A 22,188-nucleotide genomic window follows, 5' to 3' on the forward strand; every position below is an offset into this window, starting at 1 on the left:
GCGTTACTCGACGCCGAGCCCGGTCTGGGCACGGACGTGCTGCGCACCGAACGAGGCGCGGACGGAAGCGGCCGCCGCACTGCGGTCCAGCACCGACACCGCCCATGACACGGCGAAGGCGAGGGGAACCGAGACCAGGGCCGGATTGTCGTAAGGGAATGGTGCAGGCCCGAGCTTCAACGCCGCGGTCCATACGCCCGGGCTAAGTGCGACCAGTCCCACCGAAGCCAGCAGGCCGGCGAGCGATCCGCTCACGGCGCCGCGTGTCGTCAGGTCAGGCCAGACGATCGAGAGAAGGATCACCGGGAAGTTCGCACTCGCCGCGATCGCAAAGACCAGTCCGACCATGAATGCGATGTTCTGGTTCTCGAACAAGACACCCAGACCCATCGCAATCAGGCTGATCGCAACCGCGGCAGCCTTCGAGACGAGCACTTCCTCATGCTCGCTCGCACGGCCCCGGCGGATCACGCGGGCATAGAGATCGTGGCTCGCCGCGGAGGCTCCCGCGAGCGTCAGCCCCGATACGACAGCGAGGATCGTCGCGAACGCCACCGCCGAGATGAACCCGAGCAGCAGCGATCCGCCGACGGCATCGGCCAGATGCAGAGCCACCATGTTGACGCCGCCAACGAGCCCGCCCGACGCATCGCGAAACTGCGGGTTGGCCGAAACGATCGCGATGGCGCCGAAGCCGAGCACGAACAACAGGCTGTAGAAGATGGAGATGAACCCGGTCGCGACCAGCACCGATGTGCGCGCCTGGCGGGCATCGCTCACGGTGAAGAAGCGCATCAGGATGTGCGGCAACCCGGCCGTGCCGAACATCAGGGCGAGCCCGAGGGAGATCGCCGATACCGGATCCTTGACAAGTCCGCCCGGCGCCATGATGGCGTCGGCCTTCGGATGCAATGTCACGGCTTCACGGAACAGCGCCTCCAGACTGAAGCCGAAGTGCCCGAGGATCAGGATCGACATCAGGACCGAGCCCGACATCAGCAGGATGGCCTTGATGATCTGCACCCAGGTCGTCGCGAGCATGCCTCCGACCGTCACATAGATCATCATCAGCACGCCGACGATGCCGACCGCGTAGATGTAGGGAAGCCCGAACAACAGCTGGATCAGCTTGCCGGCCCCCACCAGCTGGGCAATCAGATAGAAGACCACGATCACGAGCGTGTTGACGCCCGCGACCGCCCTCACCGGGACTTCGGCCAACCGGTATGCCGCGACGTCGGCAAAGGTGTAGCGGCCGAGATTGCGCAACGGCTCGGCAATCAGGAACAGGATCATCGGAAAGCCGACGAGGAAGCCGATCGCATAGATCATGCCGTCGTAGCCCGAGGTATAGACGAGCGCCGTAACGCCCAGGAATGTCGCAGCCGATGTGTAATCGCCGGCGATCGCGAGCCCGTTCTGGACGCCCTTGAGACCGCCGCCGGCAGCATAGAAGTCCTTGGCCGTGCTCGTACCACGCCGCGCAGCCCACCATGTGATGCCAAGACTGATCGCGACGAAGCCGAGGAACATGGCGATCGCCGTCGCATTCAACGGTTGCCGCGTGCCTGTCGCCGATGTCAGCGCGTCAGCCGCTGCGGGCCCGGAAAGCAGGACGAAGGCAGTTACAAACAAGGCTGCGAAAGCCGGGCATGACGTCATCGGAGATCCTCCAGAAGCAGCTGACTGAGGCTGTCGAAACGGGAATTGGCGCGCCGCACGTAGACCGCCGTCAGCAGGAAGCCGAGCGCGATCAGGCCGACGCCGACCAACAAGCCCCAGGTGATCACGGTGCCGCTCCACAGCGGATACCCGAGCAGCCGGGGCCAGAATGCGATGGTCAGGATGTAGGTGAAGTAGGCAGCGGCCATGACGATCGACATCGCAACGCCAAGGCGTGTGCGCTCGCTCGCAAGCTGTCTGAACGTCGGATGCTGCTGGATGGTTTGCAGGTCCATTGGTGATTGTCCTCCCTCCATTGAATTCGCCTAGGCGGCAATGCCGGTTGCCACCGCAGTCTCCGCCATCACCGCCTCGGGGCTGCGATGCCGCTCAGCCATCGCCCGTTCTTCGGCCGTGGCGATTTGCGCCTGCATGTACGCGCCGAGATGGCGGGCGCGCCGCACGACCGCGGCCCCGAACGGAAGCCGGGTCGATTCGAACGTCGCGAGCGCCATCGGCAGATCGGCCGGATAGCCTCGCAACGCATCGACCAGAGCCGCCGCATCCGCCGCGGCTTTCGTCACGCCCATTCCGACATGGGGCCTCGCCACGAACGCAGCATCGCCAAGGATGACGGTGCGGGATCCGAGCGCCATGCGCGGTGTCTGGAGATCCAGGATGGCCTGGATGAACGGCTGAGACGTGAGGTGAACGACCTCGGCGAATTGCGGCGCCAGCAGCCGCTCGGCGTCCCGACGCATCGCGGCAATCACATCGGATCGAATCCTGGTCGGCGGAATCGACAATGGCTGCCTGACACCGTCGATATCCGTCAGCAGATCCGCCAGTCCATGGTCGGCGTCGGCCGGGCGATACCAGACGAAATTGAAACGGCGCTCGCCGACATCCATCTCTTCGTTGGCCCCGGCAACGGGATAGCCGAGCATCTGCTCCCCGGGAGGCAGGCTGAAGGCGAACCAGTCGCACAATTCCGCCCGCGTCCGGGCCGACAGGTCCCGCTCGTTGACGAGGCCCCGCCAGGCGACGTAACCGGCGTATTTGGGCTGGACGTTGGCAGCGAGCTGCGCCCTGACGCTCGAGAATATGCCGTCCGCGCCGATCAGCAGATCCCCCGTGGCCTCGGAGCCGTCGGAGAAGCGCGCCACCACGCGGTCGCCGACCTCCGTGACTCCTTCGAGGTTCTTGCCGTGATGGTAGTGCTCCGCCGGAAGCGCTGCCTTCAAAAGCCCGTAGAGGTGTCCCCAGGACGTCAGCACTTGCCGCAACCCGAGCTCGCCCGCGATCTGGCCACTCCGGTCCAGCACGCGCCGCCCCGGAACGACGACCCCGACCGCCGCGGCCGCGGTATCGATGCCGGCCCGGCCCAAGACGTCGAATAACTCCGAATGCGTGACAATGCCCGCGCCACGGCCCGCGAGTTCGGCGCCGATACGCTCGTAGACGTCGACGTCCCAGCCCTCCCGCCGCAACAGCAACGCAGCGAACAGCCCGGCCATCGATCCGCCGATCACAAGTGCCTTCGGCGGCACTCCACGCTTCCAGCGGTCGTCGCTCATGAGCATCCTCCTTTCGGTGATCGATGATGCAGCATTTCGCTGCTTATTTATCAATTGATCAATAATTGGCGTGGCGCCCGGCGCGAGTCAACAGCTATTTATCAATTGATAAACAAAAAGTGATGACCGTTTGCTGCGGTCGGCTCCGGCGGCAAATCGGTGTATGAGGGTGCGGCAGTGTCCTCAAACCGACGAATCAGGCGTGAAGCAGGCCAGAAGAGCGCGTCTTCCGACACCGATCCGAGAGCAGCAGAGGCTGGACCCGTCGGAGCGGGAAGCCATCATCGCGCGAGAAGCCGTGTCGTTTTTCGCCGAGCACGGGTTCGAGGGACAGACCCGCGAACTCGCAAAGCGGCTGCGCATCACGCAGCCCCTGCTCTATCGCTATTTTCCGAGCAAGGAAGCCCTGATCGAGCGGGTCTATCAGGAAGTTTTCGTCGGGCGCTGGAAACCGTCCTGGGAGAAGATCATCACCGATCGCTCGGTCCCCCTCAAGGCCAGGCTGATCCAGTTCTATCGCGAATACGCCGAGGTCATCCTCACCTACGAATGGATCCGCCTGTTCATGTTCGCGGGCCTCAGGGACCTCGGACTGAACGCCCGCTATCTCAAGATGCTGCGCGAACGTGCGTTCGAAAGGGTGATCGAGGAGATCAGGGTCGAATACGGACGTCCCTCGACCGACGAGCTGCCGACCACCGATCTCGAAGTCGAGATGGTATGGGGCCTGCACGCCGCGATCTTCTATCTCGGGGTTCGCAAGTTCATCTACTCGATGCCCCTGGAAACCGACGTCAATTCGATCATCGATGCAAAGGTGACGACGTTCCTGGGCGGCGTTCGCTTCGTCCTCCCGGCGAAGGCGATCGCCTAGATCCCGCTCCCTCGAGTTACGCGCCAATCGCCTTCCTGATGCGGGCGGGATTGAACGGGAGATCATGTATCCGAACGCCGGTTGCATCTCTGATCGCGTTCGCGATCGCGGCTCCCGTCGGCCCTTGCGCGGCCTCGGCGACACCATAAAAGCCATCGCCGGGCCGATCTATCAGGTGAACGTCAACCGCGCCCGGAACGCTGTCGAACCGCATGATGGGATAGGCGGACCAATCCACCGACGTGACACGGGTGCGATCGAACGTGACCTGCTCGAACAACGTCCAGCTCATCGATTGCAGGATGCCGCCCTCGATCTGGTTGCGGACGCCGTCCGGGTTCACGACCTGCCCCGTATCCACCGCCGCCACGACGCGACGGACGCGAACGGCGCCGCTGAGGCGTACGACTTCGATCTCGACGGCCACCGCGCACCAGGCTTCGAGGTTCTTGTAGCGTGCAAAACCAAAGCCGAATCCGGTGTTGTCGGAACGCTTGACCCGCGCGGCCCAGCCGAAGCGCGTTGCCGCCGTTTCGATGACCTCACGCGCGCGGGGATCGACGGTATGGCGAAGTCGAAACGTGACGGGGTCCTGTCCCGAGCGCGCCGCCAGTTCGTCAAACATGCTCTCGATCGAAAGCACGTTGAGGTACCCGCCCAGCGAGCGCATGGAGGAGCCACGCAAGGGCATGTCGGGCAGGAAGTGACTGATCACCTTGCAGTTCGGGATCGCATAGAGCGGAATTGCATTGCGGTCGCCGCCGCCCTCGGGCTGCGCCAGCGCAACCGGCGGCGCGGGTGGAGATGCGTCGGACTTCAGTCGGGCGGCCGTCAGCGTTCCCGGAGGTCCGGGCCGCATCATATGCGACTGGCTCCAGACCTCGTGGTGCCAATCCGCGATCACGCGATCCGGTCCGACCGCGGCGCGGAGCTTGACCACCATGCCGGGTCCGAACGGATCCCAGGCGTGCTCCTGTTCACGCATCAGCTGCACCCTGATCGGCCGGCCGGGCATCGCGACGGCAAGCATCGCTGCATCGGCCGCGGCATCGTCGGCGCCATTGTGGCCGTAGCAACCGGCCCCTTCTGCATGAATGCAGCGCACGTTTTCGGTAGGCATGCGCAGCATGCCGGCAATCGCATTGCGAAGGAAGAAAACGCCCTGCGTATGCGTCCATACCGTGAGCATGCCGTCCTGGAATTGCGCCATCGCACAGGACGGACCGATCGAGCCGTGGGTGAGGTAAGGCCGGCTGAAGGTCGCTTCGACCGCGATCCCCGGCTTGCCCGGACGTCCCTCGTCGTGAATCGCCGTGTCGCGCGAAGGCAGGTTGATCAGGGCGCCCGGCAGGTCCGCGCTATCAGGCAGAGCTTGCTGTTCGATCCAGGTCGTGGTCGCAGCGAGCGTTCGCATTCCCTGAACGGCGGTCCACTCCCGGTCTGCGATCACGCCGAGGAAATTGCCGTCGCGCACGACCTTGGCGATCCCGTTCATCCGCTCGACAGGCGCGATATCGAGATCGCGCAGTATCGCTCCGTAGCTCGGGGGACGGACGACACGGCCGTGCAGCATCCCCTCGGGGCGCAGATCCTGAACATAGGCGCTACCGCCCGTCACCTTGGCCGGAATATCGATCCGCGAAACCGGCTGGTTCATCACCGTGAAGTCTGCCGGCGCGGTGAGATGCGACGTTGTGCTCGCTTCCACAGATAACAGTTGATCGCGAACCAGCTCGCCATAGGTCAGTCGTGCGCCGTGAGGGCCGAACACCGCGCCGTTGCGGACCTGGAGCGAGGCCGCCGGCACACCAAGCCTGCGGGCGGCTTCGTCACGGAGGATCTCGCGCGCCTGAGCCGCCGCGTGCCGGATTGCGGTGCCGGAGTCCTGCATCGAATGGCTTGCGGCCGTATAGCCTTCATTGGGCGTCCGTGCGGTATCTGCCGTGACGAGCGACAGCCGATCGAGCGGCACCTTCAGCTCCTCGGCTGCGACCTGGAGCAGTGCCGTCTTGAGGCCCTGGCCGAGCTCGGCCTTTCCCGTGAGGATCGTAACCGCGCCCGATGCATCGACGCGAATCCAGGCGTCGATGTTTGGCGTGTCGTCGAGACTTCCGGGAAGACCGTGCTTCGATGGACCTCCGCCGGTGCCGGTTTCGGTCTGCGCGCGCGCTCCGGAGAATCGCAAGGCGACAATGAGCGCGCCGGCACCCGCCAATACGCTCCGTCGAGAGACAGCATGCGTCATCGCCCCGTCCTCACCTCGGCAGATCTCTTCTTCAGCTCGTCGGCGGCACGGCGGACCGCACGCAAGATCCGCATATGAGTTCCGCATCGGCACAGATGCGGCTGCAGTTCGGCCCTGATCGATTCGTCGGTCACGTTCGGATCACGATTGAGCAGCGCCTGGGCGCGCATCATCATGCCGGGAATGCAATAGCCGCATTGCGCCGCCTGCTCGGCAATGAAAGCCTGCTGCAACGGGCCCGGCTCCGCCTGGCTCCCGAGCCCTTCCAGCGTGGTGACGGAGCGCCCCTCCAGCACCATTACCGGCGTGATGCAGGAGAAGATGGCCTTGCCATCGACGATCACGGTGCACGCACCGCACTGGCCGAGACCGCAACCATACTTTGCCGCGTTCAGCCCGAGTTCGTCCCGGAGAACATAGAGCAGCGGCGTGTCCGGGCTCGCCTTGATAGATCGGCTCTCGCCGTTAACGGTCAGCGTTGTCATGGCGCGTCAGCGGCCCTTCTGCTCATTGTTCTCTTGTCCGACTCACCGGTTGGCTCTTGCGTCCGCGATCGCCTTGGCGATCCCGTCCCATTGCGTCTTGCCGGCGAACTGCGTGCGCAGGTAGTTGGCGAGATCGGAGATCTGCCGGTCGTCGAGTGCATCGCCAAAGCCGGGCATGATCGGACGCGCCGAACCGTCGGAGGACGCGGGGATTCCCCGCAGCACGAGATTGATCAGGTTGGCTGGCGTCTCGTCGGCAAGGGCCGTGGAGAGACCAAGACTGACGCCACCCAGCGGTAAAGGTCCGCCGCCCTCATGGCATGATGCGCAAGCGACACCATAGATCGCTCCGCCCGGATCGGACTGGAGGGGCGGCGTCGCAGCTTGCGCACCAGCCGCCTGCGAAAATTGTCCCGGTCCCTTGGGAACGGGGATTTTTGCGCTTGCCTGTGCTTCGCCCTTGCCGAGCGAGGCCAGATAATAGGCCATTGCGCTGACGTCGGCGGGATCGACCTGGGACAGATTGTCGGTCACGTTCGCCATGGGCCCTTGAGCTGTCCCATGCTGGGGATGCGAGCCACGTGCGAGATAGTCCGTCAGGGCCGCCTCATCCCACGGGACCGGCGACGGCGAGTTGCGACCGAGCGCATAGGCACGCCAGCCTTCGGCCACGCCGCCCTGGAAACTCGCCGAGACCTCTTCTGCTCCCATCAGGTTTCGCGGAGAGTGGCAGGCGCCGCAGTGCCCGAGCCCATCAACCAGATACTTCCCCCTGTTCCACTTCGCATCCTTCGACGGATCGGCGACGAAGCGCTCCTGATGCAGAAACAGCAGCTTCCAGCCGGCGAGCGTCAGGCGGATATTGAGCGGAAACGGCAGTCCGTTTGGCGGCGCCGACGACCGGACCGGATCGAGCGACATCAGAAAGGCATACAATGCGTTCGCATCATCGTCGGACACGCGCGTGAAGTGGTCGTACGGGAACGCCGGATAAAGGTGGCGGCCTTCACGATCCACGCCGGACCGCAAGGCGCGAACGAACGCCTGCTCCGACCATCGGCCGATGCCGGTCTCCGGATCGGGCGTGATGTTGGTGGAGTAGATCGTGCCGAACGGCGTCGGCATCGCAAGTCCGCCGGCGTACGGCGCTCCGCCGGACGCGGTGTGACAGGTGGCACAGTCGCCAAGCAGCGCGAGGCTTGCGCCACGCCGCACCATCACCGTATCGGTGGCCCCGGCTGATCGCGGATCGATCGGATCAATCGACGATTCCCAGGCGTAGAGAAGCGCCCCCGTCCCGCCGATCGCCCCGACGGCAAGCAGCGCGAGCAGAACTGACCTGAGCTTCATCGCCGTTCCTTCCTCAATGGAAACGCCATATCAGTCCGCTGCAGGCAACATCTTTTCAGTTTGATGCGGCCCTTGAACAATCTCCCGATGAGGTCACGACGGTGCGGAGCATCGGCGGCGTGTCGCCGGTTCGGCCAACGACGTTCGACCGGGAGGTCGCACCGCCGCAATGCGCCCGCGGATTCAAAAGCCAGTCCAAAGCATGCGCATTCAGTCCAATACGTTCGCAGGCCTGCCGCGTAACATGCGTTGCGAGAGCTCTTTCATCCGGAAGACCGCGCACTGTGCAGCCCGCTGCACATGACAGCCATTCATTTTGCACAGACTTGTTATTTATCAATTGATAATTAACTGCCGATCGTGTTTGAAGTCAAGCGTCGGACGCAGCGAACTGAAGCTGCGCGCCGACCAGCGAGGATTGCGGCCATGTCGACGTCTGCTCTCAGCACGGACCAACGGGTTCCAGAACTCACCCGCGCACGCACGTTTGCCATGGCGGCTTGTGCGGGCATCGCTGTCGCAAACATCTATTACAATCAGCCGCTGTTGGGCCTCATCGAAGCAAATTATCCGGGCTCCTCGGCGATCGGCCTGATACCCACGGCCACGCAGTTTGGCTACGCGGTCGGTCTCCTCCTGCTGGTCCCGTTGGGCGATCTCGTGGAGAGGCGGCGCCTGATCGCCGTGCAATTCGTCGTTCTGGCGGCAGCACTCGCCTTCGCTGCTGTTGCGCCGACCGCGCTCGCGTTGATCGCAGCCTCGCTTGTGTTGGGGGTAGCGGCCACGGTGGCGCAGCAGATCGTTCCGTTCGCCGCGACGCTCGCCGACGACAAGACGCGGGGCGCCGCCGTCGGAACGGTCGTCAGCGGAATCCTCGGAGGGATCCTTCTCAGCCGCACGATAGCCGGCTTCGTCGGATCGCACTTTGGATGGCGCGAGATGTTTTGGCTTGGTGTGCCTTTGGCGCTCGGCGCCGCCGCGCTGGTCCGCACGACCCTGCCCCGCCATCATCCGACGCAGAGCCTGGGATATGGGTCCGCGCTGCATTCGCTGGTGCATTTGCTGATCGAGGAGCCGGCGCTTCGGCTGGCCGCTGCGACGCAAGCGATGTTGTTTGCCTCCTTCATCGCGTTCTGGACCGTCTTGTCCCTGCATCTGCAAGAGCCAGCGTTTGGCTTCGGCCCCGAGATCGCCGGCCTGTTTGGCGTCATCGGCGCGTCGGGGATCCTCGCTGCGCCGCTCGCCGGCCGAACGGCCGACAAGCGCGGCCCTCATCTCGTGATCGCGATCGCCGCCGCGATCTCGCTGTCCTCCTGGGCAGTGTTCGGAAGCTGGAACACCATTGCCGGACTGACCGTCGGAGTGGTGCTCCTCGACGTCGGCGTGAACGCAGCGCTGGTGGCCAACCAGCACCTGATTTTCGCGCTCCGTCCTGAGGCACGAAGCAGGCTGAACACGGTTTTCATGACTGCCATGTTCATCGGCGGATCGCTTGGATCCCTCGGCGCGAGCTGGGCCTATGCGCACGCGTCGTGGTTCGGCGTTTGCGGCTACGGCGCCGCACTTGCGGCCGTTGGCCTGCTCTTGCAGTTGCCGACACTGTTCGGCCGGAAGGCAGCGCATCACTGACCGCCAGGTCGAACGGACGCATTTGGAGATCGCAAGACATGCAAATCGCGGTCGTCGGAGGCTCCCTCGCGGGATTGTTCACCGCAACGCTGCTGGCCCAGGATGGACACGACGTCACGGTCTACGAGCGATCGGTCCATGGGCTCGAAGGGCGCGGAGCCGGACTGCTGGGCAAGCGCGAAACCTTTGCCATTCTGCGCGCGGCCGGGTGCGAACATGTCGCACGCGTCGGGGTGGTCGCGCGGGAACGCATCGTGTTCGGCGACACGGGCCCGACCATCGATCAAAAGATGCCGCCCCAGATGCAGCTGTCGTGGGACTCGATCTATCGCGTGTTTCGAAAGCAGATCGCGGCCGACTCATACGTGCTTGATCGAAAGGTCGAACATCTTCGCGAGGAGACCGATCGGGTCGTGGTTCGCTTCAGCGACGGAAGCGAGGCGTCGGCCGATCTCGTCATTGGCGCTGACGGCATCGCGTCCGTCGCGCGCGCCGCGGTCGACGGCCAGGCCGCGGACAATGGCTACGCCGGCTATGTCGGGTGGCGCGGCCTCTTGCCGGAGCGCGCCCTGCCGGGCTTCGCGGCCAGCGACCTCCTCGAGCGCTTCGCATACTTCCGGATGCCGCATTCCCACGTGATCGGCTTCCTGGTCCCCGGACCGAGCGGCGAAACCGAGCCCGGAGATCGCAGGTACAACTGGGTCTGGTATCGGCCGGCGATCGGACCGGCAGGGCGGGACGATGTGCTTACGGACCGCGAAGGCTGCATCCATCCATACTCGCTGCCTCCGGGCGCGATCTCCGCACACGCCCGCGACGGACTCGTCGAGGACGCCAAGCGATTGCTGCCGCGTTCCTTCGCTGCGGCGATCGAAGCGACACCCCAGCCGTTCGTACAAGGGATATTCGACTACGAAACGGAGCGAATGACCTCACAACGGATTGCGCTGGTGGGAGACGCGGCATTCGTCGTGCGGCCGCATACGGGGATGGGCATCGCAAAGGCGGCGGCTGACGCCATGGCGCTGCGAAAGCACCTTGCATCGGCGCCGCTTGGCGAGGCGCTCCAGCGATATGGCCGGGAACGCAGACAGGCAGGCGCCGCTATCGCCGCGTCCGGCCGCGAGCTGGGCGCGCACCTCGTGTGAGCCCGCCAGTTGGCGAAACAGCAAGTCAGGGAGAAGCAGATGAGCTGGCATCACGATCATGAGTTCAGGGTGACGATCAGCGGCGGATCGGTCGCCGGGCTTTGCAATGCAATCACGCTTCGTAAATTGGGCGCGACCGTCACCGTGCACGAGCGCGTGCCGGGTCCGATGCTGGCCCGAGGAGCCGGGATCGTCGTTCAGCGAGAGCTGATCCAGCTGCTCGAGGAAAACGGTGCAGGTCCGCTCCCGTTCACGACCTGCCGCGGCCGGCGATATCTCGACCCGGACGGTGGCGATGGCGTTCTCCAGGACATGCCGCAGGAATTCACCTCCTGGGAAGCCATCCACAAGGCGCTGCGGGCAGCCGTTCCCGGTGAATGCTATCGGGCTGACTCCGAGGTGATGGCGGTGTCTCAGGCAGGTTCCAAGGTCTCGGCGACGCTTGGCGACGGCTCCGTCGTGGAAAGCGATCTGTTCGTGGCCGCCGACGGTTCGGGCTCGGCGGTCCGGCGTCAAATGCTTCCTGATGTCGAGGCCAGATACGCCGGTTATGTTGCCTGGAGAGGCACGCTCGATGAACGCAATGTGCCTTCCGATCTTCTCCCATTCTTCGATGATCGTTTCACCTTCTCGGAAGCCCGCAACGGCGGCCATATGCTGGCGTATTTCATCCCGGGACCCGACGGCGCCGTGGCGGTCGGATCGCGTCGGCTCAACTGGGTCTGGTACGTGCACGTCGGTGCCGCCGAGCTCGCGACTGTGCTGACCGACAAGGATGGCATTCGGCATCGATCCTCGCTTCCGCGCGGCTCGGCATCGGCAAAAGCCGTTGCCGATCTGAAGGCCCGCGCATTGCGCGAGATCCATCCAAAGATGGCCGCGCTGGTCGCAGAGACGCCGGACCCGTTCCTTCAGAGCATCCTCGACGTGACGGTGCCGAAAACCCTGTTCGGCCGCGTCCTGCTGACCGGCGACGCAGCCTTCGTGGTGCGGCCGCACACCGCAGGCGGGACCGCCAAGGCAGCTTACGAGGCCTCGGTTCTCGCACGCGCATTGAAATCGGCACTCGCGAATGTCGACGTCGCGCTGCAGTCGACTGAGCGGTTGCAGCTGGAATATGGCAACGCGCTCTACCAATACGGCCTCGCGCTCGGCAATCGCTGGTCGCGCGAAAGGAGCACAGATTAGCGCGCTCAGCCGGCGCCCGATCCGAACCGATCGACGAGAAAATCGATGAAGGCCCGGACCTTGACGGCGAGATGTCGCGTCGGCGGATAGACCGCGTAAAGCGCGAGCGGCGGCGCCGAATAGTTCGCAAGGACGGCCTGGAGGCTGCCGTTCTTCAGGGCCTCCGCCGCGATGAACTCCGGTATCAGCGCGATGCCCTTGCCCCTGACCGCCACGTCGCGCAGCACCTCCGCGTTGTTGACGCACAGCGACCACGCCGGCTGGATCCAATGGACGCCATCGTCGCCCGTCAGCTTCCATTGATTGCCCGTCAGCAGGAAGCCGTAGGTCAGGGAGACGTGATCGCGCAGATCCTGCGGATGGAGCGGCGTACCATGACGCTTCAGATAGTCGGGCGATGCGCAGACCCGCCGCGGGACGGGGACGATCTTGCGCGCGATCAGGCTCGAGGATTCCAGTTCGGCGATCCGCAGCGTGACGTCGAAGCCGTCCTGGACGGGGTCCAGAAGATCGTCACTCAGCACGAGTTGAATCTGAAGGTCGGGATACTTCGTCATGAAATCGGCGAGCGCGGGCCCGAGGCGCATCGTGCCGAACGACATCGGCGCATTGACGCGCAACAGGCCGCGCGGCGCCGACTGCAACTGGGTGACCGCCTGATCCGCCGCATCGACGTCCGAGAGGATGACGACGGCCCGCTCGAAATACATCTGGCCGTTTTCGGTCGGACTTGCGTGCCGTGTGGTGCGGTTCAGCAATTGCACCCCGAGGCTCTCCTCGAGATCGCCGACATATTTGCTGATCGCCGACCGCGAGAGCCGCATCTGGCGGCCGGCCTCGGCGAAGCTGCCGCTTTCGACGACCTTCACGAAGGCTCTCAGGCTCGCCAGCTTGTCCATTTCCCCCTCGATTGTCGCCAAATCGTAGACATAGATGCCATAAAACCACGAATTGTCCTCAGAACAAAGCCGTCCGATATGTATTCGCGAAACGAAGTTGCTCATTCGAGCTGGAGGAAGAACATGTCAGGACTTCATCATGTCACCGCCATCGCTGGTGACCCCATCAGGAATTTTGGCTTCTACACGCGGGATCTCGGCCTGCGGTTCGTCAAGCGGACCGTCAATTTCGACGATCCGGCCACCTATCACTTCTATTACGGCGACGAGACCGGCCGGCCCGGCACGATCCTGACGTTCTTTCCGTGGCAGGGCGTTCCTCCGGGCCGGAGGGGCGTCGGCGAGACCCACCAGACCGCCTTCCGCGTGCCGCAACGCTCGCTCGGCTACTGGACGCAGCGCTTTCTTGAAAAGGGCATCCATTACGAAGCGCTGGAAAAGCGGTTCGGAGAATCGGTTCTGCCGTTCACGGATCCGGACGGTATGGCGCTGGCGCTCGTCGGCGTGCCGGGCGCCGAAGACGAGCCGGCCTGGAGCAATGGCGACGTTCCGGTCGAGCACGCCATCCGTGGCTTTCACGGCGTGACGCTGCTGCTCGACAATGCCGGGAAAACCGCGGCGGTCTTGACTGACGTGTTCGGCTTCAAGGAGACGGCCCGAGAGGGCTCCGTGATCCGCTACAAGGCGGCCGGTGACGTCAACGGCAGCGTCGTCGACATCTATGAGGCGAAGGGATTCCTGCGGGGTCATCAGGGCGGCGGTTCGGTGCACCATATCGCGTTCCGCGCGGCCGACGACGCCGAGCAGGGCAGAATGGCGCAGCGCCTGGTGGACAATCACGGACTGCATCCGACCGAACAGAAGGACCGCAACTACTTCCGCTCGATCTACTTTCGTGAACCCGGCGGCGTGCTGTTCGAGATCGCGACCGACATCCCGGGCTTTGCCGTCGATGAGCCGGTGGAGACGCTGGGACACGAACTGAAGCTGCCGGGCTTCCTCGAGTCGCATCGCAAGGAGATCGAGGGTGTCTTGCCGAAACTGGAAGGAGCCGTGTCGTGACGGACGCCCCCTCATTCGTCTATCGTTTTGAGAAAGCCAGCAAGGCCGACGCGCCGCCGCTGCTGCTCCTGCACGGCACCGGCGGCGATGAGAACGATCTGCTGCAACTCGGCGCCATGATATCGCCGGGCTCGGCCCTGCTCTCGCCGCGCGGGCGCGTCCTCGAACACGGCATGCCGCGCTTCTTCCGTCGCCTGGCGGAGGGCGTGTTCGACGAACAAGACGTGCGCAGGCGCGCGCTCGAGCTTGGTGCATTCGTCGACGACGCGCGACGACGCCACGGCATCGCGGCGCCGGTCGCGGTGGGATTTTCCAACGGCGCGAACATCGCGGCCGCGCTTCTCCTGATGAAGCCGGACGTTCTCGCCGGCGCAGTCCTGCTTCGGGCGATGGTGCCGCTGTCTGACCCGCCCAAAGCCAGGCTCGACGGCAAACCGGTGCTCATCCTCTCGGGGCAGGAAGACCCGATCGTTCCGGCCGGCAATGCGGCCAGACTGTCGGCGATGCTCGCGGACGCGGGAGCCAAGGTGATCCTCAGGACACTGCCTGCCGGCCACCAGCTTTCGCAAGCGGACGTCGATCTGGCCCGCGATTGGATTGCCAACGTTGACGCTCAGGTCGCCTAGCTTGATCCGAGCCGAACTGTCATTCCGGCAGTTCGGCTCGATTGCTGGGGGCGCGCACGTCAGTCAACTTCGATCAGCTCGACCACACGCGCCGCAAAAAGCTCCTCCTGATCGAGCTCTCCTTCCAGCCTGTGCATGACGCTGTCGTGAATGCGCCCGGCGTTGAAGAGCTCCAGAAGCCTGTTGCGGCCGGCTTCCACCGCGATCAATACGGCACGGTAGTGCTGAAGCCTGCGTTCCTCATGGACTCCCTTGGCGAGGGCATGGTCCTCCGCGACCGCAAGGCGATGTCCGTATTGTTCGACGAGTCGCGGGTGCGTGTGCTCGCCCTCGGCCCCGACAGAATGCGCGCGGATCGCATCGAACTGCGCACGGGCGATTTCGGCCCGGAGCACCTCTTCCGACAACGTCTCCTCACCGCGGAGCAGGAACTCTTTGCCCGCCAGCGTCTTCGCGACCGGACCGAGCGTCAGTCCGAGGACGACGATGGTCGCGGCGACGACGCAGAAGGTCACGAACAGGATGATGTCGCGGCCGGGAAAATGCTCCGGCAATGACAATGCGGCGGCGAGACTGACGACCCCGCGCATTCCGGCCCAGCTCATCACCAACGGAACGGCCAGCGGTGGATAGGGATCCCGCGCACGAAGCGACGGGATCAGTGCTCGCGGAATGTAGGCGGTCGGGAAAATCCACGCGAATCGGGCGAGCACCATCACTGCAAAGATCGTCACGGCTGCCGGCGCAAGCGTGCGCACGATCCCCCAATCCGAGCCGAACCGGTGGAGAACACCGCGAAGCGCCAACCCCACCAATACGAAGACCAGGGCCTCCATCACGAAGGTCACGACGGACCACACCGCCAGCGCCTGCACGCGGGACGCTGCGCTCAAGGCCTTGTGCTGCAGACGTCCGAGGACCAGCCCGCACGCAACCGTCGAAAGCACGCCCGACACATGCAGGCGATCGGCCAGCAGATAGGCAGCCCAGGCCGACAGGAAGGTCCAGACCACGGTGAGCCTGGCATCGGTCAATCGTCCGGCGACGAAGGCGCATATCCAGCCGAGCGCGAGACCAATCCCGACGCCCACGGCCGAAACGTAGACGAAGCTTGCTGCGGCCGCCTCCGCGCTGAAGGCACCGGTCAGTGCGGCGGCGACCGCGAAACGAAAGAGAACAAGGCCCGATGCGTCGTTGATGAGGCTTTCGCCTTCGAGAAGGACAGCGATGCGCGGCGGGACGTTGAGATGGTCGAGCACGGCACGCGCCGCGACGGCGTCGGGCGGCGAAACGATTGCGCCAAGCGCAAAACACGCGGCCCAGGGCAATGCCGGGAAGAAGAAGTGCGTCACGACACCGACCAGCAGGGTCGTCAACACGACGGCCCCGACCGCCAACTGCAGGATGATCCTGAGATTGGCGCGAAAGTCAGGCCACACCGTGAAATAGGCGCCCGAGAGCAAAAGCGGCGGCAGAAACAGCACCATGACGAAGTCCGGGTCGAACTCCACCTCGGGAAGTCCCGGAACCAGGGCCAGCACAATGCCGGCCAGCACCAGCACCGACGCGGACGGCAGTCGCAAGCGACGAGCCACCGTGTCGAGCATGACGGCGATCATCAGCAGCAGAAGGATGGTCTGGAAAGACTCGGCTGAACTCATCGCGCGCGCTAGGCCGCCTTTTCCGGTGCAGGCTCGCCTCCCGCCAGGAACACCGCCGGCAACGCGATGAGCGGAGGCAGGACGAAGCACCAGGTGCCGAACTTGGCATAGAGGCAGGCGCCGGCCCCGCACCCCAAGGCGAACGCAGCCACACTCGCCGACATCTTGCCCAAACGGGGCTTGGCAACAGTTAGAACCGAGACCGGCGCGCGCCGCAGGACGTCAGCGACATCGATCATGATCTGGGTCGTCGTTCCCGTCATCAGAGTGCTGGGCGGGTCCGTCCCCATGTGGATGCGATGAGCCGCGTTCTGAATGGCCATCGCGGCAACGAGAAGCATCCCGGTGACAATCGCCTGCCAGCTGTCTCCTTGCACAAACGGCCCGAAATGGACGGCCGCTGCGCCACCCATCGCGAGAAGCATGGTCTTGATCGCCAGCATCGAGCGGAGGATCGGCAGTCCCATGACGGGGAGATAGAAGCTGAAGATCCTCGTGACGATCACGACCGAGCAGAAGACGGGAAGCGCAAGCAGCTTGGCCAACGCCCCGGACGTCCCGAGCACGATGGCGGCACCGAACGTGACGAAGTTGCCGGTGACATGCGCCGTGAAGAGCCCCTGAAGGGCGAGGAAGCCGGCCGTATCAACGAAGCCTGCGTTGAGGCTCATCAGCAGGGCAAGAAGGGAAATTGGCTTTGACATGCTACCAGCCATACTGGAGTTGGACACCGAGATAGTTGCTCGTGTGCCCGCCGGCGCCGAGGATCGTATTGCCGATTGCGAAGTGTACCGCTTCGATCGCGCCGGTGAGATGATCGTTGAAGGCGTAGTCGAGGCGCAGCTGCCCGTAAGCACCCGTCCAAGCGCTTCCGGTTCCTGCCGTTCCCGCGACCGGCACGTTCGGCTGCACATAGATCGCATCAGCCGTCGTCTGACGCCACTGGAACGCAACCGCCGCCATCACTTTCAGCCGATCCGTGGGGTTGACGAAGATCGCAGGCTTGAGATGGATGAGATTGGTGTACCCCGTATAGCCACCCAGCGTGAAGTAGTAGCCGTTCGGAAACAGCGGATTGAAGGTCTCGACCACACCGTCTCCCGGGTGGCGGTCGCCCGATGCCGCGTCAAGCTGCAGGCCGATGCGGGGCTGCCATGTCACATCGGAAAAGGTGTAGCCGGTCCGCGCACCGACCGCCCAGGCCCGCACGTCCGTCGTACCGACCTGGCCGGCCTGCCCCATGGCCTCGAGGTCCCAATCGAATCCGGCGCCCTTGCCTGCGAATCGTATGTCCAGGATATGCCGTTGCTCATCGCCGCGCGCGTCGAGATACTTGGCGTCACTGCGCTCATAGAGCGAATAATAGCCGGACAGCTCGTCGTTTCCGAATACCTTCCGTTCCACGCGCAGGGTGCTGAATTTGAAGCGGTCGTTCGACGTGTCGTCGAACGGACGCACGTCGAAATATTGAACGGGCCGGCTGACGAATCCGAGGATGCGCCAGGCACCGCTCTCCCAATCGGCCCAAACCGCGTCGAAGGATTGGCGCACGTTCGGTCCGTCCCGCGATGAAACGAAGCGCTGCAGGTCGAACGCAAAATCCTGACGTCCGGCGCGCGCCTTGAAGGTGCCCGCCGCGGTGGTGTTGACATACTCGATGAACGCCAGTCGCAGATCGAGGCGGTCCTGATCGACCGAGGAGACGTTCAGCTTGTCGAAGGCACGATCGTCTTCAAGCTGGACGAACGCCCGCCAGTTTTCGTCGAAATGCACGTCGGCATGGACCTGAAGCCGTTGCAGGAGATAGCTGTCCGCGGGGGTGTTGCTGGTCCCGAACGCCGCCGCACTGTTGGACTCGAAGCGCTCGCGCAACGTGGCCCCAAGCGAGACGTAGCTCTTCGGATCCGTGGCCCACAGGGGAATGTATTTGAGCCCGTCGAAAGTTTCGGTCCGCAACCTGGGATCGGCAAGCACCGACCAATCCTCGGTCCATCGATTGGCCTGGATCGCAGGTCGCTTCGCAGTCGCATCATCCGCGTCCGCCGCAACGGCGGCATGGACTGAGGACGCGATCGCCAGAAGAGGCAATAACGTCCTGACAATTCGGGTGTCGATCCATGCCGGCATGACGACCATTACTTCAAGGCGCGTTCAAGAGGCTGCGGGTCTGCACGGGCAGCATGTTTGGCAGGCGTCGCATGTATCTCCGCGATGTAACCGCCCGGAAACTGCACGATCGCCGCGGACCTTCCTTCGGACGTGTAGGGTTCGACGAGGACAGCGGCTCCGGCCGACTTCGCCTTTGCAAGCGTCGCGTCGAGATCCGCCACCTCATAGCCCGTCGTCTCGCGGCCGTAGGGATAGGGCAGCTGACCGTCGGTCACGAGCACGACCATCTTGCCGAATGCCGATTCCATGCGAATTCTCTTGTAAGTCTGTCCCGTCTTGCCGATCTCGATCCCGGGGGCCTTCGCGGTTTGCGACACGACCTTCCCCCGCGAGAAGGCAAGGAAGCTCCGCACGAACGCATCCGCCCTGTCGGCCGAAACATACACCCGGTTCTCCGGGATCTTCTCGAAGGCGGCGTAGTTCGGCTTGGTCGTGTGCCAGTAGATCTGCATATTAACCCCGCCCGGCCACTGGATCACGGCGTCGCGCCCGATCGGATCCGGGAAGGTCGTGACGATCATGTCGGCGCCCGCCGCACGGGCGGTCTTGATCGCAACGTCGATGTCGCTGACCAGATATCCGTTCCGTTCGGCGCCGAACGGATACGGCACCGGCGTCTTGAAGCCGAACAGCGAGACTGTACCGACCGGCGTCTGAAGCAGCTGCGAGGTCGTGCTGCTCGGCGTGGGTGTGACGGTCGCAACCACCTGCTTGGTGCTCTGACCGCCGAAAGTCGCCAGAAAGCTCGACACGAACTTGTCCACGTCATCAGGCGCGACATAGACATGCGTCGTGTCGTATTGCGGCGCCACCGCAACCATCTCCCTGCCGGCCTTTCCCGCATCCCTGGCGACCGCTGGCGCCGCTGCGGCAATGGCCGCAACCGACAAGAGCAGAATCGATGCCGATAGCCGTTTCATGGACAACTCCTTGAGCGAGATTGGACTAGAATTCGCTGATTCGACGAGATTGCGTCTTTTCAGCGCAGATCGTCACGACGACAAGACCGGCGATGAGGCCGAGGTGTTCGAAGAACGCATTGATCGCCGTGAACCGTTCGTGGCCTGTGGACAGCCAAAATGCGTTCGCGGTCAGCATCGCCACGAAAGTCAAAACGCCAAGTCCGCCGGCGCCGAGCCAGACGAACCGGTTGGCGATGAGCAGCAGCGAGCCGCCAAGCTCGACGACGATCGCCGCGATGGCCCACAGCCAAGCCGGCTGCAGACCGAAATGCGCCTGTTCGACGACGGCTGCCGGAAAATCGGCGAGCTTCTGGATACCGCCGATCAGGAACGCGGAGACCAGCGCGCCCCTGGCGATCGGCAGCAGCCACGGCCATGACAGGATGGCTGCGATCCAGCGCGGCGTGCCGGTCTTCGCATGCATCTCAAACCGCCCAGCAGGCGCAGCCGAGCGCGCTCCAGAAGCTCTTGAGGTCTGAAACCGGCAGCTTGCCGGTCCAGGCGCGGGCATGATCATGACCGTGCACGCCGCAGGCGCTGGCGCAACCGCACATCTGCATCGCCTGCGATTGGATCGCCTTGGCCTTGCCGTCCGATCCGACCCAATTGCCATAGCCGCCGAAGCTGCGCACCGGTGACCAATCCGGCATCGCCGGCGGCGGCGCGTTGGTGTCGAGCGCCTTGAAATCCCCGGCACCGTAAACGATACGGCCGCCGACCACCGTGAGGTCGCTCGACGTATCGGCGATCTCGGCCTCGCTGCACGAGAAATAGTCGCGATCCGGAACGATCAGATCGGCGAGTTGCCCGACCTCGATACGCCCCTTCTTGCCTTCCTCATTCGAGAACCAGGTGACATTCTCGGTCCACATCCGCAGCGCAGTCTCGCGGTCGAGGCAGTTGCGCGGCGGATAGAGGCGCAAGCCGCCGACCGTCATGCCGGTCACGAGCCAGGCGAGCGAGACCCAGGGATTGTAGGATGCGACCCGGGTCGCGTCGGTGCCCGCGGACACCTTGACGCCCTTGTCGAGCATCTTCTTCACCGGCGGCGTCGCTTCGGCGGCACCGTACCCATAGCGCTCGACGAAATACTCACCCTGATAGGCCATGCGGTGCTGCACGGCGATGCCGCCGCCGAGCGCGGCGATGCGATCGATCGACTGGTCGGAAATCGTCTCGGCGTGATCGAAGAACCAGTGCAGGCCGTCCAGCGGCATGTCCTGGTTGACCTTCTCGAACACGTCGAGCGCGCGTGAGATCGTCTCGTCATAGGTCGCGTGCAGCCGCCACGGCCATTTGTTCTGGACGAGGATGCGAACGACGCCCTCGAGTTCGCCCTCCATCTCCGGCGGCATGTCCGGCCGGGCGACGCGGAAATCCTCGAAATCGGCGGCCGAGAACACCAGCATCTCGCCGGCGCCGTTGTGGCGGAAGTAATCGGTGCCCTGTTGGTACTTGGAGGTCCTGGTCCAGTTCAGGAAGTCGTCCTTCTCGCCCTTCGGCTTCTGGGTAAAGAGGTTGTAGGCAAGCCGGATCGTGAGCTGCCCCTCGTCCGAGAGCTTCTGGATGACCGCATAGTCCTCCGGGTAGTTCTGGAAGCCGCCGCCGGCGTCGATCGCGCCGGTGACGCCGAGTCGGTTCAGCTCACGCATGAAGTGCCGGGTCGAGTTGACCTGATAATCGAACGGCAGCTTCGGCCCTTTTGCCAGCGTGGCATAGAGGATGTTGGCGTTCGGCTTGGCGAGCAGGAGCCCCGTCGGGTTGCCCTTCGCGTCGCGCGTGATTTCGCCGCCCGGAGGCTCCGGCGTATCCTTGGTGTAGCCGACGGCGCGCAGCGCTGCGGCATTGAGCATCGCGCGGTCGTAGAGATGGAGGATGAAGACCGGCGTATCCGGCGCGACAGCGTTGAGCTCGTCGATCGTCGGCAGGCGCCGCTCGGCGAACTGGTGCTCGGTGAATCCGCCGACGACACGTACCCATTGCGGCGGCGGCGTGATCGCCACCTGCTTGCGCAACATGGCCATCGCGTCGGCGAGCGACCACACGCCATCCCAGCGCAGCTCCATATTGAAGTTGAGCCCGCCGCGAATGATGTGCAGATGATTGTCGATCAACCCGGGGAGGACGCGCCGCCCTTTCAGATCGATCACCCTGGTCGACGGCCCGGCGAGCTTCATCACGTCGTGGTCGTGGCCAACCGCCGTGAAGCGCCCGTCCTTGATGGCGACGGCGCTCGCGGCCGGGTTGGAACGGTCGAGCGTGGTGAACAGGCCGCGATGCAGAATCGTATCAGGAACGCTCATGACGCCTTCTCCGCAACATCTGTGGTTGTCTTGATTTCCTCGGCGTGCCGCCCCGGCAGCAGGCCGAACATGTGCGGCGCGCATTTCGCCTGCCGCCATGCGGCGGCAATGCCCTCGCCAACGACGATCTGCCTGGCGACGGGAACGATCTGCTCGCCGACGAGGATGCCGAGCAGACCGACCAGAGCCACCAAAGGAGGAGCGGGCGAACGTACGTTGAGAAGGCTGTAGATGACGCCGACCAGCAGGCCGGAGCCAAGGGACAGAATGTAGATCTTCATCGCACCCCTCTCGGAGGATGGAGGGAGAAATCAGGCGGCCTAAGGCGCGATGAGATCAGGTCATCGC

20 protein-coding genes are annotated in these 22,188 nt (G+C 64.3%); 6 read left to right on the forward strand and 14 right to left on the reverse strand.

The features are described 5' to 3' along the window. Positions 1-3: 3 nt before the first annotated feature. From actP to ACVIGB_RS22915, 3 genes are read right to left on the reverse strand one after another with little or no spacing between them, the layout of a single operon-like run. The gene (gene actP / locus ACVIGB_RS22905; RefSeq protein ID WP_456720935.1) at positions 4-1,662 is read right to left on the reverse strand and encodes a cation/acetate symporter ActP; all 1,659 of its coding nucleotides are present in this window, start codon (positions 1,660-1,662) and stop codon (positions 4-6) included. Then, positions 1,659-1,958, reverse strand: coding sequence for a DUF485 domain-containing protein (locus ACVIGB_RS22910; RefSeq protein ID WP_092124354.1), 300 nt, complete (start codon positions 1,956-1,958; stop codon positions 1,659-1,661). The genes actP and ACVIGB_RS22910 overlap by 4 nt, the downstream gene beginning before the upstream one ends. A gap of 30 nt (positions 1,959-1,988) precedes the next feature. Next, positions 1,989-3,239 carry an FAD binding domain-containing protein gene (locus ACVIGB_RS22915; RefSeq protein WP_456720934.1) on the reverse strand — a complete coding sequence of 417 codons (1,251 nt, stop codon included), beginning with the start codon at positions 3,237-3,239 and terminating at the stop codon, positions 1,989-1,991. Between the two features lie 202 nt (positions 3,240-3,441). On the opposite strand from ACVIGB_RS22915, the gene ACVIGB_RS22920 reads away from it, so the two are divergent. Next, positions 3,442-4,113: a TetR/AcrR family transcriptional regulator gene (locus ACVIGB_RS22920; RefSeq protein WP_456720933.1), complete on the forward strand. Its 672-nt coding sequence runs from the start codon at positions 3,442-3,444 to the stop codon at positions 4,111-4,113. Between the two features lie 16 nt (positions 4,114-4,129). Here the strand turns inward: ACVIGB_RS22920 and ACVIGB_RS22925 are convergent, their stop codons facing one another. Genes ACVIGB_RS22925 through ACVIGB_RS22935 form a run of 3 tightly spaced genes read right to left on the reverse strand, consistent with a single transcriptional unit; the run spans position 4,130 to position 8,193 of the window. Next, positions 4,130-6,358, reverse strand: a complete 2,229-nt coding sequence (locus ACVIGB_RS22925) for a molybdopterin cofactor-binding domain-containing protein (RefSeq protein WP_456720932.1) — start codon at positions 6,356-6,358, stop codon at positions 4,130-4,132. Then, positions 6,355-6,843: a (2Fe-2S)-binding protein gene (locus ACVIGB_RS22930; RefSeq protein WP_456720931.1), complete on the reverse strand. Its 489-nt coding sequence runs from the start codon at positions 6,841-6,843 to the stop codon at positions 6,355-6,357. The genes ACVIGB_RS22925 and ACVIGB_RS22930 overlap by 4 nt, the downstream gene beginning before the upstream one ends. A gap of 42 nt (positions 6,844-6,885) precedes the next feature. Further along, complete coding sequence (locus ACVIGB_RS22935; RefSeq protein ID WP_456749213.1) at positions 6,886-8,193, reverse strand: c-type cytochrome; 1,308 nt, start codon at positions 8,191-8,193, stop codon at positions 6,886-6,888. Between the two features lie 426 nt (positions 8,194-8,619). On the opposite strand from ACVIGB_RS22935, the gene ACVIGB_RS22940 reads away from it, so the two are divergent. Genes ACVIGB_RS22940 through ACVIGB_RS22950 form a run of 3 tightly spaced genes read left to right on the forward strand, consistent with a single transcriptional unit; the run spans position 8,620 to position 12,158 of the window. Then, the gene (locus tag ACVIGB_RS22940; RefSeq protein ID WP_456720929.1) at positions 8,620-9,822 is read left to right on the forward strand and encodes an MFS transporter; all 1,203 of its coding nucleotides are present in this window, start codon (positions 8,620-8,622) and stop codon (positions 9,820-9,822) included. A 38-nt stretch (positions 9,823-9,860) separates the two neighbouring features. Beyond that, positions 9,861-10,970 (forward strand): FAD binding domain-containing protein, encoded by a 1,110-nt coding sequence (locus ACVIGB_RS22945; RefSeq protein ID WP_456720928.1) that lies wholly within the window; start codon positions 9,861-9,863, stop codon positions 10,968-10,970. A gap of 39 nt (positions 10,971-11,009) precedes the next feature. Continuing rightward, entirely contained in the window at positions 11,010-12,158 is a 1,149-nt protein-coding gene (locus tag ACVIGB_RS22950) for an FAD binding domain-containing protein (RefSeq protein ID WP_456720927.1), read from the forward strand. A gap of 5 nt (positions 12,159-12,163) precedes the next feature. Here ACVIGB_RS22950 and ACVIGB_RS22955 read toward each other — a convergent pair whose 3' ends face one another. After that, positions 12,164-13,057, reverse strand: coding sequence for a LysR substrate-binding domain-containing protein (locus ACVIGB_RS22955; protein ID WP_456720926.1), 894 nt, complete (start codon positions 13,055-13,057; stop codon positions 12,164-12,166). 123 nt (positions 13,058-13,180) lie between these two features. Between ACVIGB_RS22955 and ACVIGB_RS22960 the strand changes: the two genes are divergently transcribed. Together ACVIGB_RS22960 and ACVIGB_RS22965 are read left to right on the forward strand one after the other, a co-directional pair. After that, positions 13,181-14,119 carry a ring-cleaving dioxygenase gene (locus ACVIGB_RS22960; protein ID WP_456720925.1) on the forward strand — a complete coding sequence of 313 codons (939 nt, stop codon included), beginning with the start codon at positions 13,181-13,183 and terminating at the stop codon, positions 14,117-14,119. Further along, positions 14,116-14,745, forward strand: a complete 630-nt coding sequence (locus tag ACVIGB_RS22965) for an alpha/beta hydrolase (RefSeq protein ID WP_456720924.1) — start codon at positions 14,116-14,118, stop codon at positions 14,743-14,745. The genes ACVIGB_RS22960 and ACVIGB_RS22965 overlap by 4 nt, the downstream gene beginning before the upstream one ends. Before the next feature lie 59 nt (positions 14,746-14,804). Here the strand turns inward: ACVIGB_RS22965 and ACVIGB_RS22970 are convergent, their stop codons facing one another. Genes ACVIGB_RS22970 through ACVIGB_RS23000 form a run of 7 tightly spaced genes read right to left on the reverse strand, consistent with a single transcriptional unit; the run spans position 14,805 to position 22,121 of the window. Beyond that, positions 14,805-16,406 carry a Na+/H+ antiporter gene (locus ACVIGB_RS22970; protein WP_456725095.1) on the reverse strand — a complete coding sequence of 534 codons (1,602 nt, stop codon included), beginning with the start codon at positions 16,404-16,406 and terminating at the stop codon, positions 14,805-14,807. A gap of 8 nt (positions 16,407-16,414) precedes the next feature. After that, a complete protein-coding gene (locus ACVIGB_RS22975) occupies positions 16,415-17,110 on the reverse strand; it encodes a YoaK family protein (RefSeq protein WP_456720923.1) in 696 nt (231 codons plus the stop codon). 1 nt (position 17,111) lies between these two features. Beyond that, positions 17,112-18,533: an alginate export family protein gene (locus ACVIGB_RS22980; RefSeq protein WP_456720922.1), complete on the reverse strand. Its 1,422-nt coding sequence runs from the start codon at positions 18,531-18,533 to the stop codon at positions 17,112-17,114. Positions 18,534-18,541: 8 nt separating this feature from the next. Continuing rightward, positions 18,542-19,495, reverse strand: coding sequence for a glyoxalase (locus ACVIGB_RS22985; protein ID WP_456720921.1), 954 nt, complete (start codon positions 19,493-19,495; stop codon positions 18,542-18,544). A 25-nt stretch (positions 19,496-19,520) separates the two neighbouring features. Beyond that, the gene (locus tag ACVIGB_RS22990; protein ID WP_456720920.1) at positions 19,521-19,961 is read right to left on the reverse strand and encodes a DoxX family protein; all 441 of its coding nucleotides are present in this window, start codon (positions 19,959-19,961) and stop codon (positions 19,521-19,523) included. 1 nt (position 19,962) lies between these two features. Next, complete coding sequence (locus ACVIGB_RS22995) at positions 19,963-21,840, reverse strand: amidohydrolase (protein WP_456720919.1); 1,878 nt, start codon at positions 21,838-21,840, stop codon at positions 19,963-19,965. After that, on the reverse strand, positions 21,837-22,121 hold the full coding sequence (locus tag ACVIGB_RS23000; protein ID WP_456720918.1) for a XapX domain-containing protein: 285 nt from the start codon (positions 22,119-22,121) through the stop codon (positions 21,837-21,839). The genes ACVIGB_RS22995 and ACVIGB_RS23000 overlap by 4 nt, the downstream gene beginning before the upstream one ends. Positions 22,122-22,188 lie beyond the last annotated feature (67 nt).

Source organism: Bradyrhizobium sp. USDA 4341 (assembly GCF_054063755.1).